The sequence below is a fragment of the Nocardia sp. IFM 10818 genome, assembly GCF_054655275.1.
Genome location: NZ_BAAHJH010000001.1, coordinates 3,367,538 through 3,380,553, shown reverse-complemented (window position 1 = coordinate 3,380,553; position 13,016 = coordinate 3,367,538). Strand labels below are relative to the sequence as shown.

Genomic DNA, 13,016 nt, shown 5'->3' with positions numbered 1-13,016 from the left:
ATGCTCTACCGTTCGTTGTTAGTCAGCCAACTAACTCAGGAGTAAGACAGATGATCGTGGTGACCGGAGCGACCGGAAACGTCGGCAGCGCATTGGTGCGGATGCTCGCCGAGGCGGGCGAACAGGTGACGGCGGTGTCCCGCCGCGCGCCCGCGGACCTGCCCGAGGGCGTGCGGCACGTGGCCGCCGACCTGACCGATGTGACGAGTCTGCCCGGAGCCCTCGACGGAGCGAAGCGGCTGTACCTGCTCTTCGCACCGGGTTCCTTCGAGGCGGATGTACCGGCCGTCCTTGCGGCGGCCGCGCAGGCGGGGGTGCGGCGCGTCGTGCTGCAGTCCTCCCAGGGCGTGGCCACCCGGCCGGACAGCGTCTCACACGGGCAACTCGGCAAGGCCATCGAGGTCGCCGTCCAGGAATCCGGGCTCGAGTGGACAATCCTGCGCCCGGGCGGTTTTCAGTCCAATATGTTCGCCTGGGCCGAGCAGGTCCGCAGCGAGCGCACCGCTGCCGCGCCCTTCGGTGATGTCGGCATTCCCTTCGTGGATCCGGCGGACATCGCCGCCATGGCCGCCGTCGTCCTGCGCGAGGACGGCCACGCCGGCCGGATCTACACACTGACGGGGCCGGTCGCCGAGTCGCCGCGCGAGCGCGCCCGGGTGCTGGCCGAAATGCTCGGCGAGCCCGTGCAATTCCTCGAGCAGACTCCGGAGGAGGCGCACGAGCAGATGCTGAAGTTCATGCCACCCGAGGTCGTCGACACCACCCTCGCGGTCCTCGGCTCCCCCACCGAGGACGAGCTGCGCATCAGCCCCGATATCGAACAGGTCCTGGGTCGCGCGCCTCGCCCGTTCGCCGCCTGGGCGCAGCGCCATATCCCCGCCTTCCGCTGAACCAGCCGCCTACACCGCCGGGACCCAGTTGCCGTGGAATCCGGCGGGTACCCGGTGCGGCAGGTGAATGCTCGCGACCGTGTCGAGGGTCCCGGCATCCAGGATGGCGAGGTCGCTGCGATCGGTTCCGGCATCGTAGACGAAGCCCATGAGTACACCCTCGTCTTCGGCGGCCTCGGCGGCGGCGGGTTCGAAGACGAACTCGCCCAGCTGTTTTCCCGCGCCGAACGACCGGGAGACGGTCGTCGAGTTGACCAGATCGTGTTTGTACAGAGTGGATTCGCCGTGCAAGCCGGGCCCGGCGGCGGGCGCGTAGCCGAAGCGGTGCCGCTTGCCGATCAGGCGCTCGTCGATGCGCGGGAATTCCTGGGCGCGATCGTCGAACCGGGACTGCCGGACCTTGCCCGCGGTCAGATCGACCTCCCAGCGATCCAGGGCGGGCGCGCCCTCCTCGGGACCGAATTGGCTGGTATCGAACATCTTCGGATACCGGACCACGTCGAGGACGATGGTGTCGCCGTCGTCGTAGGCGTTCATGGGATGGAAGACATAGCAGGGCTCGATCTCGAACCAGCGCACCGACGCCGCCGTTCCCGCGCGCGGCATGACCCCGATGCGCGCCTGGTACTTGGGATTCCAGCTGTAGGGCAGCCGCCGGTCGCGGGGCGGCGCGGCCGGTCGGGGCGGGCTGGGGATGCGCACGCGGCCGATGAGGGCCGACAGCAGCAGCCGGGCGGGCAGCCGCATCCAGCGCGGCACCGACATCTCGGCCACCCGGCGCATATCGAAGGTGACCGGCAGGTCGTAGAGCACGACGTACTTCTCGGTGAGGGAGAAGTCGTGCATCATCGGCGATCCGCCGACCTCGATATCCACCGTGCGCCGGGCCCGGCCGTCGACCCCGATCACCGAGTACTGCACCGACTTCGGGCTCCGGAACGCATACGACACCGCGTGCAGTTCACCGGTCTCCGGATCGCGTTTGGGATGTGCGGTGTAGCCGCCGCTCAGGGTGCCGTCGAAATCGCAGACACCGACGGTGTCGAGTTCCTCGGACAGCTCGTAGTTGGCCGCACCTCCTTCCACCAGGGCGAGGGTGCGCCCGTTGTGCCCGATCACGCTCGTGTTCGCGCCGATTCCGAACCCGTCGCCCGGGTCGACCACCGGCGTCTCACCGAGCGCGGCCGAGGTCATCGGACCGCGCACCCAGCGATTGCGATACCACTCCGCCCGTCCCTCGCGCAGGCGGACGCCGTGCACCATGCCGTCGCCGGTGAACCAGTGATAGAGATTCGGATCGATCTCGCCGATGGGATTGGGGCCATTGCGGAGGTAACGGCCGTCGAGGTGATCGGGAATCGTTCCGGTGACCGATAATTCGGTCAGGGTGTATTCGTGCTGGATCGGGGCGAAACCACCCTCGAGATAGCGATTGCCCATCGCAGGGCCTCCTGCCTGAATAACAGCGCTATTCCCACCAGCCTAACGCCGCTGCCGGCGGCCGCGGATCAGCCGATATCGATCGGATCGATCTGGACCCGCAGCGGGTCATCGGATTTGTGGGTGCTGCGCACGGCCTGCGCGGCAGTCAGCGCACGGGCCAGCGCGGAGCCCGCCGAGCGGTCGACGCGCAGGATCATGCGTTCCACCTCGGCCGGAGAATCCCCGCCGCTGAACGGCTTTCGCGCGCCGAATGGCAAGGGGACCGGTCCGAGCACCTCGACGAAGTCGGGAAGCTTTGCCTCGGTGAGCAATTCGGCGATGGAGTCGGTGGTGCCGTCGATGGCGGCCAGTCGCACGGCGGGCGGGAACCGCACCTCCGTGCGGCCGGACAGCTCGATCTGCGCGTGCCACACCGGATCCCAGCGCAACAGCGCCTGCACGGTGGGCAACGTGGGTTCGGCCATGACCAGGGCCTGTCCCTTGGGCCGCACCAGCGCTGTCGCGGACATCCAGCGCCGCAATGTGTCCTCGGCCGCCCGCAGATCGGCGCGCCCCAGCAGTGCCCAGCCGTCGAGCAGCAGCGCGACGCCGTACCCACCGGGCACCGTCGGCTCGGCCCCAATGGTCGCCACCACCACCTGCGGTCCGGGCGGCACCTCGCTCAGCACGTTCCCGCCCCCGGATCCGCGCACCGGCACCCCGGGAAAGGCCCGCCCCAATTCCTCGGCGGTGCGCGCCGCACCGATCACGACCGCCCGCAGCGCCCGCGATCCGCACGCCCCACAGCGGAAGGCGGGCTCGGTCTTTCCACACCACCGGCAGGTCGGGCTGTGCGCGACCTCCGCCCCGCCCCTGGCCACACTCGCGGCCACACCGACCTCCCTGGCCGAACGCCGAGCGCCGTCGCCACCGGCAGAACGCCCGGCACCGTCGCCACCGGCAAAGCGCCGATCGCCATCGCCCACGGACGAACGCCCGGCACCACCGCCGCGGGTGGAACCCGGCGCACCGGTGCCACCATTATTCGACCGAGGCGGCGATGGCTTGGACCCGTTGTCCGGCAACGCCAATGGGCCATTGCAGTGCCGGCAGCGCGCCGGTGTCCGGCACTTCGCGCACGACAGCGCGGGAATGTACCCACGGCGCGGCACCTGCACGAGCACCGGAGCCCCCTCGGCCAGCGCGCGTTTGGCCGCCATGAACGCCTCACCTGGAATCCGCACGGCCTTCGCGATCGGATCCCGCTCCAACGCCACATCGGTATCCCCCGGTGCCTTGATCCGAGGCATGACCGCCCGCAGATCAGCGCGATCGGCGAGCAAGTCGTGCGCCCACCCGGATTCGACGATCGCCTGCACCTCGGCCGTCCGCGCGAACCCGCCCGCGACAAACGCCGCCCCGGTCTCGTGCGCCCGCAGCATCGCCACTTCCCGCGCATGCGGATACGGCGCACGGGGTTCCGCGAACGTATCGTCCCCGTCATCCCAAATGGCAATAAGCCCAAGATCTTTCACCGGCGCGAACACCGAACTCCGCGTCCCCACCACAATGCGGGCCGTCCCCCGCAGGGCCGCCAGCCACCGCCGATACCGCGCCGAAGGCCCCAACCCCGCCGCCAACCCGACCGCCGACTCCCCCACCAACGCAACGCATTCCCCCAGCACCCGATCCAAATCCCGCTGATCCGGCACCATCAGCACCGCACTGCGCCCACCACCGACGACAACGGCCGCCATCTCCGCCAGCCGCCGCGCCCAATCCTCCCCCGGCAACGCCTGCCATGCCGCCCGCGGCCCCCGCCCCGCAGCCAGCGCGCCCAGGAACGACCGCCCGTGTACATACCTCCCCCACGCCGGAAAGTCTTCCGGCCGCGCCTTCGAGGCGGCTACATCGGAGTTGAGCGTTTCCGAGGTTCTGGCCGGGGCCACTCCACTGCCCGCAGCGGCGTCTCCGCCCGGCTCGTCGCCGTCGGCAACGCTGCCTGCACCGTCCGCCACCGCATCGGTTGACCGGTCCGCGGCCGCCGCCACCGTCGGCTCTGCCGAATCCCCTCCTGCCAGAGACATGTGGGGCGCGTGTGTCGCGCTCCCCCCGCCGGCCGCGTTCACTTCGACGACCAGAGCGGCAGCGGCCTCGGCTCCCCGCCGCATATCTGCCGAGCCGGTTGTGCCCGCGATAGCGCCTCGGGCACCATCAGCGACGGCACCGGACTCGCGGGCGAGATTCGCGCGGGAAGCGCCTTCGGTCGCACCGGCCGCCGGTTCATGCGCCACGGAATCACCCTCTGACGCACGATTTTCGGTGGACGCAGGGACCTGCGCTGCGGTCGCGGCAGCACCACCAACTGCTTCCGAACCGAGAATCTCGGGCGAAACGTGCTCCGCGGCAACGCCGGGCTCGGCCGCGGGAGCGTCACGTGACGGAGCGTCCGCTGTGTCGGGCGCGGCGGCTGTCGAGCTCGCGGGCGAAGGGTCTTCTGGTGCAAGCGGATCGGAGGCGGGGGTTGGGGGTATGGCCTGGAGCTCGGTGTTTCCGGTGGCCTTCTTGCGGCGGGATTTCGGCTTCGCGGGGGGTTTGGTTTGCCCCTCGGTTTCGACCTTGGCGTGACGGGGTGGGATGGCCAGGCGGAGGACGTCGGCGCGGGTGCCGGCGTAGCGGGCCGCGACTGCCGTGATGAGGCGGAGGATTTCGGGGGTGAGGACGCGTTCGGGGGAGACCACGCGGTCCAGGGGCATGAGTTTGCCCGTGTGGGTGGTGGTTTCGAGGCGTTCGAGAAGGTAGCCGTCGACGAGGCGGCCGGAGAAGCGGACTCGTACGCGGACGCCGGGTTGGGCGTCGGCGTCCATCTCGGGTGGGACGAGGTAGTCGAAGTCCCGGTCGAGGTGTGCCGGTTCCAGCAGCGGGAGCACCCGCGCGATGGGGCGTCCCGCCGCTGCTGGTTCCGTGTGGGCCAATTACAGACCGGCGGCCGCGCGCAGCTTGTCCGCGCGGTCGGTGCGCTCCCAGGGCAGGTCCACGTCGGTGCGGCCGAAGTGGCCGTACGCGGCGGTGGGGCCGTAGATGGGGCGCAGCAGATCCAGGTCGCGGATGATGGCGCCGGGACGCAGGTCGAAGACCTCGCCGATGGCGGCGGAGATCTTGGCGGGATCGATCTGCTCGGTGCCGAAGGTCTCCACGAACAGGCCGACCGGGGCGGCCTTGCCGATGGCGTAGGCGACCTGGACCTCGACACGCTCGGACAGCCCGGCCGCGACGACGTTCTTGGCGACCCAGCGCATGGCGTAGGCGGCCGAGCGGTCCACCTTCGACGGATCCTTGCCGGAGAACGCGCCGCCGCCGTGCCGGGCCATACCGCCGTAGGTGTCGACGATGATCTTGCGGCCGGTCAGGCCGACGTCGCCCATGGGACCGCCGAGCACGAACTTGCCGGTCGGGTTGACCAGCAGGCGAATATTGGAGGTGTCCAACGGGTTCGGCAGCGCCAGCTCCGACAGCACCGAGTCGACGACCTTCTCCCGGATGTCCGGGGTGAGCAGGTTGTCGAGATCGATATCGGCGGCGTGCTGGGTGGAGATGACCACCGTGTCCAGGCGCACCGGCTTGTCACCCTCGTATTCGATGGTGACCTGGGTCTTGCCGTCCGGACGCAGGTACGGCAGCACACCGGACTTGCGGACCTCGGTCAGGCGGCGCGAGAGCTTGTGCGCCAGCGAGATCGGCAGCGGCATGAGCTCCGGGGTCTCGACGGTGGCGTAGCCGAACATCAGGCCCTGATCGCCCGCGCCCTGGCGCGCGATCTCATCGTCCTCGCCGCCGACGCGGGCCTCGTGCGAGGTGTCCACGCCCTGGGCGATATCCGGCGACTGCGCGCCGATGGCGACGTTCACGCCGCAGGAGGCGCCGTCGAAACCCTTTGCGGAGGAGTCGTATCCGATCTCCAGAACCTTCTCGCGCACGATGGTCGGGATATCGGCGTAGGCCGAGGTGGTGACCTCGCCGGCCACATGGACCTGGCCGGTGGTCACCAGGGTCTCCACCGCCACGCGGCTGCGCGGATCGGCCGCGAGCAACGCGTCGAGAATGGAATCGCTGATGGCGTCACAGATCTTGTCCGGATGACCCTCGGTCACGGACTCACTGGTGAATAGGCGGCTGCCAGACGTGCGCACAGTTGTTCCCTCTCCCTGAACGGGTTTCTCGTATCGGCCTGCGACAGTAGCGCCCGAGCGCCCCTGCACAACCCTTTGTCTCAGACTATTCCAAACGTATTACCGCGTGGGCCACGCGAGTGTTCCCGCCACGCCGCACCCTGATGACGGTGCGGTTGCGTCTCGGACAGTTGCCTGCCGAGTGCGGCGGGTGCGCCGAGGGCTCTCAGCGCGGTTGCGGGCGCCGAGGGCTCTCAGCGCGGCGCCGAGGGCTCTCAGCGCAACAGCGGACCGAGTGCGTCCAGCACCCGGCTCGCGAGCAAGGCCTTGGATCCGTGGTCCAGGGCGATCTCGGTGCCGTCGGCCCCGAGTAGCCAGCCGTCATTGTGGTCCACCTCGAAGGCTTTCCCCTCGCCGACGGCGTTCACGACCAGCAAATCGCAGCCCTTGCGGGCCAGTTTGGCTCTGGCGTGGGTGAGCACATCGCCGTGCTCGTCACCGGTCTCGGCGGCGAAGCCGACGATCGCGGTACCCGCGAGCAGACCGTCCCGGCGCGATTGCACCAGTCCGGCAAGAATATCGGGAGTCTTGGACAATTCGATCGAATTCGGTTCGCCCGCACCCTTTTTGATCTTCGCGGCGGCCACGTTCACCGGCCGGAAGTCGGCCACCGCGGCGGCCATGATGACCGCGTCCGCGCCCAGCGCGTGCTTGTCGACGGCGACCTTCAGCTGTTCGGCGGTGGTCACGTGCACGACCTCGACACCGGCCGGGGGCTCCAGGCCGATGGTGTTGCCCGCGATGAGCGTCACGTGCGCGCCGCGCTGGGCGGCCAGCCGCGCGAGCGCGTAGCCCTGCTTGCCGGAGCTGCGATTGCCGAGGAAGCGCACCGGATCCAGCGGTTCGCGCGTACCACCGGCGGACACCACGACGCGGCGGCCCTCCAGATCGCGCGGAATCGCGTCGGCGCGCTCCTGCAGCAGCATGGCCAGGCCGAAGATCTCCTCCGGCTCGGGCAGCCGGCCCGGTCCGGTATCGGCGCCGGTCAACCGGCCGTGCGCGGGCTCCATGACAATGGCCCCGTGCGCGCGCAGCGTCGCGACATTGGCGACGGTGGCGGGATGCTCCCACATCTCGGTGTGCATCGCGGGCGCGAACAGCACCGGACATCGGGCGGTCAGAAGTGTGGCGGTGAGCAGATCGTCCGCGCGGCCGGAGGCGGCGCGCGCCATGAGATCCGCGGTCGCGGGGGCGATGACCACCAGGTCGGCCTCTTGTCCGAGGCGGACGTGCGGCACCTCCGGCACATCGGCGAACACCCCGGTATTGACCGGATTGCCGCTGAGCGCCTCGAAGGTGGCCTTGCCGACGAACTGCAGCGCCGACTCGGTGGGAATGACGCGCACCTCGTGGCCGGTCTCGGTGAACCGGCGCACGAGGGCGCAACTCTTGTATGCGGCGATTCCGCCGCCGACACCGACGATGACCCGGGTCACCGCATGCCCCGGGTGAATTCGTTCGTCACTACGCCTCCAGCGCCGTAGTAGAGATGTCCTGCTCGGGTCCTACTCGCCTTCGGAGTGTTCCAGCAGGTCGGCGTGGATCTCGCGCATGGCCACCGACAGCGGCTTCTCCTGCAGACCCGGCTCCACCAGCGGGCCGACGTATTCGAGAATGCCGTCGCCGAGCTGGTTGTAGTAGTCGTTGATCTGCCGGGCCCGCTTGGCCGCGTAGATGACCAGCGCGTACTTGGACGAGGTGCGCTCCAGCAGCTCGTCGATCGGCGGGTTGGTCAGGCCGACCGGAGTGTCGTATGCCGGGGCTGCCTTCATGTCCGTACTCACTAGAGAGGCTCCTGCGGGGTTGTCGTCGGAACGGATCAGAACCGGCCCCCTCCCCTGCTGATCGATCAAGAGAGGCGGGGAGCCGGTGGTCGCGGCTCACCCGGACGGGCTCACCGCGATTTTGTGCTAACGAACAACGATACCAACCGCTCGCAGGCGCTGGTCACCTCGTCGTTCACGATGACGATGTCGAACTCGTCACATGCCGCCAATTCCGTCTTGGCGGTTTGCAGCCTGCGCTCTATCACTTCGGGCGATTCGGTGCCCCGCGACCGCAGTCGCGACACCAGCTCGTCCCAGCTCGGCGGGGCCAGGAAGACCAGCAGGGCCTCCGGCATCGCCGTGCGGATCGAGCGCGCGCCCTCGAGGTCCACCTCGATCAAAACCGGGTGTCCGGACGCGAGCGCCTCCCGGACCGGTGCGGCCGGGGTTCCCGACCGTTGCAACCCACCGTGGATATCGGCCCATTCGAGAAGTTCATCCGCCGCGATCATGGCGTCGAATGTCTCTCGGGACACGAATCGGTAGTCGCGTCCGTCGACCTCCCCGGGCCGCGGGGCCCGGGTGGTGGCCGACACACTGAAAACCAATTCGGGGAGCCGTTCGCGCACGCAGCGCACGACGGTGGACTTGCCGACGGCCGAGGGGCCGACCAGTACTACCAGTCGACCCTTCCGAGTGTGTTCGACCACCCTCGGATTATTCGGCGCTGAAGTCGAACCGGGCCAGCAGCGCCTTACGCTGCCGGTCGCCCAGTCCGCGCAGGCGGCGAGTGGGAGCGATCTCCAGTTCGCTCATGATTTCGGCCGCCTTGACCTTGCCCACCTTCGGCAGAGCCTCGAGCAGAGCCGACACCTTCATCTTGCCGAGAACTTCATCCTTCTCGGCATCGGCAAGGACCGTCTTCAGATCGGTACCGCCACGCTTCAAGCGCTCCTTGAGCTCCGCCCGAGCGCGGCGAGCGGCAGCCGCCTTCTCCAAAGCAGCGGCGCGCTGCTCGTCAGTCAGCTGGGGAAGGGCCACGGTTCCTCCGTCTCATCGTTCATTGCATCTACTCCCGCCGGTAACCCAGCGGTCTCAGCGACCGTACCCACGCCGCCCGGCGATTGCGAACCCACCCCCCAGGTCAGCGCAAGATTCCGGGCACGACCAGGCCGGAAGCACATCCTTGCGGGCCGGGCTCGACCGGGCGTGCGAATCCGCTCGCCACAACCGCGAATATCCTTGCCACCAGGGCTTTTTCGGGTTCGGCAGGGGTGGGCGCAGGAGTTGTGCGGGCACCCGCAGAAACCGTGACCGAGCTGTAATCACGCGACCTGGAACTTTCTCGGATTTATCGGCGTGTCGGGCGATTCCGCACCGCGTGTCGCGCATCACGCGGACCGATTGAACGACCTCCGAGCCACATGATGCACAGTCGTAGTAATGCCCGATTCCGCCGCAGGTCGGGGCCTCGCGACACCCCCGGAGGGCCCTTTCCGGCCCCTGGAACGCCCACTCGCGGGCGAAACCACCGCGCCGTGAGTTTCCGGGCGTTCCGCAGCAGCACGGCCGCGAGACGAGCGATCAGGACATGTGTTCGATCCCGGCTACGATGTCCGGCATGACCAGTGTCCGCGACCGTCTGCTCGCGACCATCGCCGGGCAGCTCGGCAATCCGCACGGCCTGCTCGGCAAAGGCGTTGCGCTGCTGCTCAACCGGGGCAATCTCGCGGCGATCACGGCCGCGGTCGAGGCCACCGGCCTCACCACCGGCAATACCGCCGCCGATATCGGATTCGGCGGCGGCGCGGGGCTTCCGCTGCTGCTCAACCGGGTCGGCGTCGACGGCGCGGTGCACGGCATCGAGATCTCGCAGGACATGCTGGACCGGGCGCGGTCGCGCTTCCCGGGCGATATCGCCACCGGCCGGTTACGCCTCGCCGAGGGGTCGCTGACCTCGCTCCCGCTGCCCGACGACGGCCTGGACGCCGCCATCACGGTCAACACGATCTACTTCGTCCCGGATCTGCCCGCGGCGGTGGCCGAGCTGGTGCGCGTGGTCCGCCCCGGCGGCCGGCTGGTCGTCGGCATCGGCGACCCGGACGCCATGGCCAAAATGCCGTTCACCCCATACGGTTTCACGCTGCGCCCGGTATCCGAAGTCGTCGATGCCCTGGAGGCCGCGGGCTGCACCGTCGAGCGCAGCGACCTGCCCCAGAAACCGATTCCGCACCGCCTGCTCATCGCCACGCCGAAGTAGGCGCGCCTCGATCAGCGGACGGGCCAGATCGCCTTCACGCGCGCCGCTTCCTCGGCGGCCTGGCGGACGGCCGCGTCGTAGGCGGGCTGGAACGCGGCACTGCTGAACAGGTCGTACCCGATCGCGGCAATGGATTCCGCGTCCGGCACCACGAACAGTGAAGCGGCCTCGCCGAGTTCGGTATCGCGCGCACCGCGCGGGAACAGGTGGGCCAGCGGCTCGATCACGACGATCACTTCCGCGCCCACCGCCAGATCGGCATTGATCGAGGTGCGCAGGCCGCCGTCGAAGTAGCGATCACCCTCGATCGGAATCGGCGGGAAGACACCGGGCACACAGGTGCTGGCGGCGAGTGCGGCGCCCAGCGGCACCCCGTCCGCGCGGGTCCACACCCGCAGCTCACCGGTGAGCGCGGAGACGCTGGTGACCAGCAGCTCCGTGCGCGGCCACGCGTCGGTGCCGACCAGATCGCGAATGCGCCCGATGTGATCGCCCGGATCGCCGAGATCCATCTCCAGCGTGCGCGCTCCCGCCCGCCGCCGAGCCTCCACCGGCTCGATCCCGGGCGTGGACAGAATGCCCAGGATCTCCATGAACCCGGACTGATCCGCCGCGATCGGCGCGGCCTCCCCCGGCGCCGGAACAACCAGTCGGCTCATATCGCCGTCATCGGCCAGCACCGCACCGACGACCGCGCCCGCGGAAGTCCCGATGATCGTGTCCGCGAGCGCGAGATCGATACCGGCGTCCCGCAATCCGGTGAGCAATCCGGCCATCCAGCAGATGCCGACCGCACCACCTCCCCCGAGCACGAGCGTGTGACGAGATGCGTTGGATGGCACGGCGGCAGACATGCAATCACGGTACCGGAGCGCACTTCTCCGGTTGACCGTTTCGCGAGCCGCCCCGAATCAGTTGCTCTGCACGGCGATTCGAATGCCGAGACCGACCATCAGCGTGCCCATGGCGGCGTCGAGAGCACGGCGGACGCGCTGGCGGGTGAAGATGTGGCGCAGCGCGCCGACGCCCACGGCGAGGGTGGCGAACCAGGCGATATTGGCGACGGCGCAGACCACGGCGAGTTCCAGGGTCCCGAGGGCGGTGGGGTCGGCGGGGAGGAACTGCGGGACGAGCGCGATGAAGAAGACCGCGCACTTGGGGTTGAGCAGGTTGGTGAGCAGCCCCTGCCGGAAGGTCACGGCCGCACTGGGACCCGCGGCGCCGGATTTCGATTCGGGGACATAATCGCCGCGGCGGGCGGCCAGCAGGGCGCGGATGCCGAGGTAGGCGAGATACAGCGCGCCGACGAGCTTCACGACGGTGTAGGCCATGGCCGAGGCGGCGAGCAGCCCGGCAATGCCGACCGCCGTCACCAGGGACCAGACGAACACACCGGCCGCGATCCCCGCGGCGGTGGCGATGCCCGCGCGCCGGCCGGAGACGGCGGAATTGCGGACGACCACGAGGAAATCGGGGCCGGGGGTCATGGAGCCGAGCACGATCACTCCGGCCAGGGTGAGAATCTGAGCGGTCGACAGCATTGGGACAGCCTAAGCCGGAACGCCGGAACCCGGGACACCATGTGCCCCGGGTTCCGGTGGATCGACGCCGACCAGGCGAATCAGCGCTGGAGGAAGGCGAATTCGTCGGTCAGTTCGGCCACGCGCTCGTGCAGGGCGGCGACCGAGGGGCCGGACTTGAGAACCTCGCGGGAGACGTTCGGCACGACCGCGCCCAGATCGCTCGCGGGGACCAGCTTCCGGATGGAGTCCGCGCCGCCGCCCTGTGCGCCCACGCCCGGCATGAGGATGGGGCCGTTGAGGGCGGACAGGTCGGGGGCCTCGGTCAGGGTGGCGCCCACGACGACGCCGACCGAACCGAATTCGGCGCCCGCATTGGCGGCGGCCGCGTCGTCGACCATGCGCTGGGCGATGGTGCGGCCGTCGGAGCCGGTGATGCGCTGGAGTTCCGCGCCCTCCGGGTTCGAGGTGGCCGCCAGCACGAAGACGCCGCGGTTGTTCATCCGCGCCAGCTCCAGAGCCGGTGCGAGGGAACCGAATCCGAGATACGGGGAGACGGTGACCGCATCGCTGGCCAGGGGGCCGTAGCCGAGCCAGGCGTGGGCGTAGGCGTCCATGGTGGAGCCGATATCGCCGCGCTTGGCGTCGGCGAGCACCAGGGTGCCCGCGGCGCGCAGGGTCGCGATGGCCTCCTCCAGTACCGCGATGCCGCCGGAGCCGTAGGTCTCGAAGAAGGCCACCTGGGGTTTGACCAGGGCGACCCGCCCGGCGAAGGCGGCGACGCAGGCGTCGGCGAACCGCGCCAGGCCGTCCACGTCCTCGGTCAGGCCCCAGGCCCGCAGCAGCGGCGGGTGCGGGTCGATGCCCACGCACAGCGGACCGTGTTTGCCCATCGCCTCCCGCAGCTGCACACCGAATGTCGTCATCGG

Annotated in this window: 12 protein-coding genes; 2 read left to right on the top strand and 10 right to left on the bottom strand. The window is 69.5% G+C overall.

Annotated features, from left to right (window positions below):
- Window positions 1-50: 50 nt before the first annotated feature.
- A complete protein-coding gene (locus ACYQ5L_RS15645; RefSeq protein WP_459958176.1) occupies window positions 51-890 on the top strand; it encodes an NAD(P)H-binding protein in 840 nt (279 codons plus the stop codon).
- Window positions 891-899: 9 nt separating this feature from the next.
- Here ACYQ5L_RS15645 and ACYQ5L_RS15640 read toward each other — a convergent pair whose 3' ends face one another.
- From ACYQ5L_RS15640 to mihF, 7 genes are all read right to left on the bottom strand, one after another.
- Window positions 900-2,330: a carotenoid oxygenase family protein gene (locus tag ACYQ5L_RS15640; RefSeq protein WP_459958174.1), complete on the bottom strand. Its 1,431-nt coding sequence runs from the start codon at window positions 2,328-2,330 to the stop codon at window positions 900-902.
- Window positions 2,331-2,398: 68 nt separating this feature from the next.
- The gene (locus ACYQ5L_RS15635; RefSeq protein WP_459958172.1) at window positions 2,399-5,287 is read right to left on the bottom strand and encodes a primosomal protein N'; all 2,889 of its coding nucleotides are present in this window, start codon (window positions 5,285-5,287) and stop codon (window positions 2,399-2,401) included.
- On the bottom strand, window positions 5,288-6,502 hold the full coding sequence (gene metK, locus ACYQ5L_RS15630; protein WP_459958169.1) for a methionine adenosyltransferase: 1,215 nt from the start codon (window positions 6,500-6,502) through the stop codon (window positions 5,288-5,290).
- Window positions 6,503-6,756: 254 nt separating this feature from the next.
- Window positions 6,757-7,977, bottom strand: coding sequence for a bifunctional phosphopantothenoylcysteine decarboxylase/phosphopantothenate--cysteine ligase CoaBC (gene coaBC, locus ACYQ5L_RS15625; RefSeq protein WP_459958167.1), 1,221 nt, complete (start codon window positions 7,975-7,977; stop codon window positions 6,757-6,759).
- Between the two features lie 69 nt (window positions 7,978-8,046).
- Window positions 8,047-8,313 (bottom strand): DNA-directed RNA polymerase subunit omega, encoded by a 267-nt coding sequence (gene rpoZ, locus ACYQ5L_RS15620; RefSeq protein WP_029924434.1) that lies wholly within the window; start codon window positions 8,311-8,313, stop codon window positions 8,047-8,049.
- A gap of 122 nt (window positions 8,314-8,435) precedes the next feature.
- Window positions 8,436-9,017 (bottom strand): guanylate kinase, encoded by a 582-nt coding sequence (gene gmk / locus ACYQ5L_RS15615; protein ID WP_459958165.1) that lies wholly within the window; start codon window positions 9,015-9,017, stop codon window positions 8,436-8,438.
- A gap of 7 nt (window positions 9,018-9,024) precedes the next feature.
- Complete coding sequence (mihF, locus tag ACYQ5L_RS15610; RefSeq protein WP_033086940.1) at window positions 9,025-9,348, bottom strand: integration host factor, actinobacterial type; 324 nt, start codon at window positions 9,346-9,348, stop codon at window positions 9,025-9,027.
- A 580-nt stretch (window positions 9,349-9,928) separates the two neighbouring features.
- Here mihF and ACYQ5L_RS15605 point away from each other — a divergent pair.
- Complete coding sequence (locus ACYQ5L_RS15605; protein ID WP_459958162.1) at window positions 9,929-10,567, top strand: class I SAM-dependent methyltransferase; 639 nt, start codon at window positions 9,929-9,931, stop codon at window positions 10,565-10,567.
- A gap of 11 nt (window positions 10,568-10,578) precedes the next feature.
- Here the strand turns inward: ACYQ5L_RS15605 and ACYQ5L_RS15600 are convergent, their stop codons facing one another.
- The 3 genes from ACYQ5L_RS15600 to pyrF form a co-directional block, all read right to left on the bottom strand.
- Window positions 10,579-11,421, bottom strand: a complete 843-nt coding sequence (locus tag ACYQ5L_RS15600; protein ID WP_459958160.1) for a patatin-like phospholipase family protein — start codon at window positions 11,419-11,421, stop codon at window positions 10,579-10,581.
- A gap of 57 nt (window positions 11,422-11,478) precedes the next feature.
- A complete protein-coding gene (locus tag ACYQ5L_RS15595) occupies window positions 11,479-12,108 on the bottom strand; it encodes a LysE family translocator (protein ID WP_459958159.1) in 630 nt (209 codons plus the stop codon).
- An 80-nt stretch (window positions 12,109-12,188) separates the two neighbouring features.
- A complete protein-coding gene (gene pyrF, locus ACYQ5L_RS15590; protein WP_459958157.1) occupies window positions 12,189-13,013 on the bottom strand; it encodes an orotidine-5'-phosphate decarboxylase in 825 nt (274 codons plus the stop codon).
- Between the last annotated feature and the right edge of the window lie 3 nt (window positions 13,014-13,016).

Coding starts and splice junctions, on each gene's coding strand:
- ACYQ5L_RS15600 (WP_459958160.1), bottom strand. CDS start 11,421: ATGTCTGCCGCCGTGCCATCCAACGCATCTCGTCACACGCTCGTGCTC.
- rpoZ (WP_029924434.1), bottom strand. CDS start 8,313: ATGAAGGCAGCCCCGGCATACGACACTCCGGTCGGCCTGACCAACCCG.
- ACYQ5L_RS15595 (WP_459958159.1), bottom strand. CDS start 12,108: ATGCTGTCGACCGCTCAGATTCTCACCCTGGCCGGAGTGATCGTGCTC.
- ACYQ5L_RS15640 (WP_459958174.1), bottom strand. CDS start 2,330: ATGGGCAATCGCTATCTCGAGGGTGGTTTCGCCCCGATCCAGCACGAA.
- ACYQ5L_RS15645 (WP_459958176.1), top strand. CDS start 51: ATGATCGTGGTGACCGGAGCGACCGGAAACGTCGGCAGCGCATTGGTG.
- ACYQ5L_RS15605 (WP_459958162.1), top strand. CDS start 9,929: ATGACCAGTGTCCGCGACCGTCTGCTCGCGACCATCGCCGGGCAGCTC.
- pyrF (WP_459958157.1), bottom strand. CDS start 13,013: ATGACGACATTCGGTGTGCAGCTGCGGGAGGCGATGGGCAAACACGGT.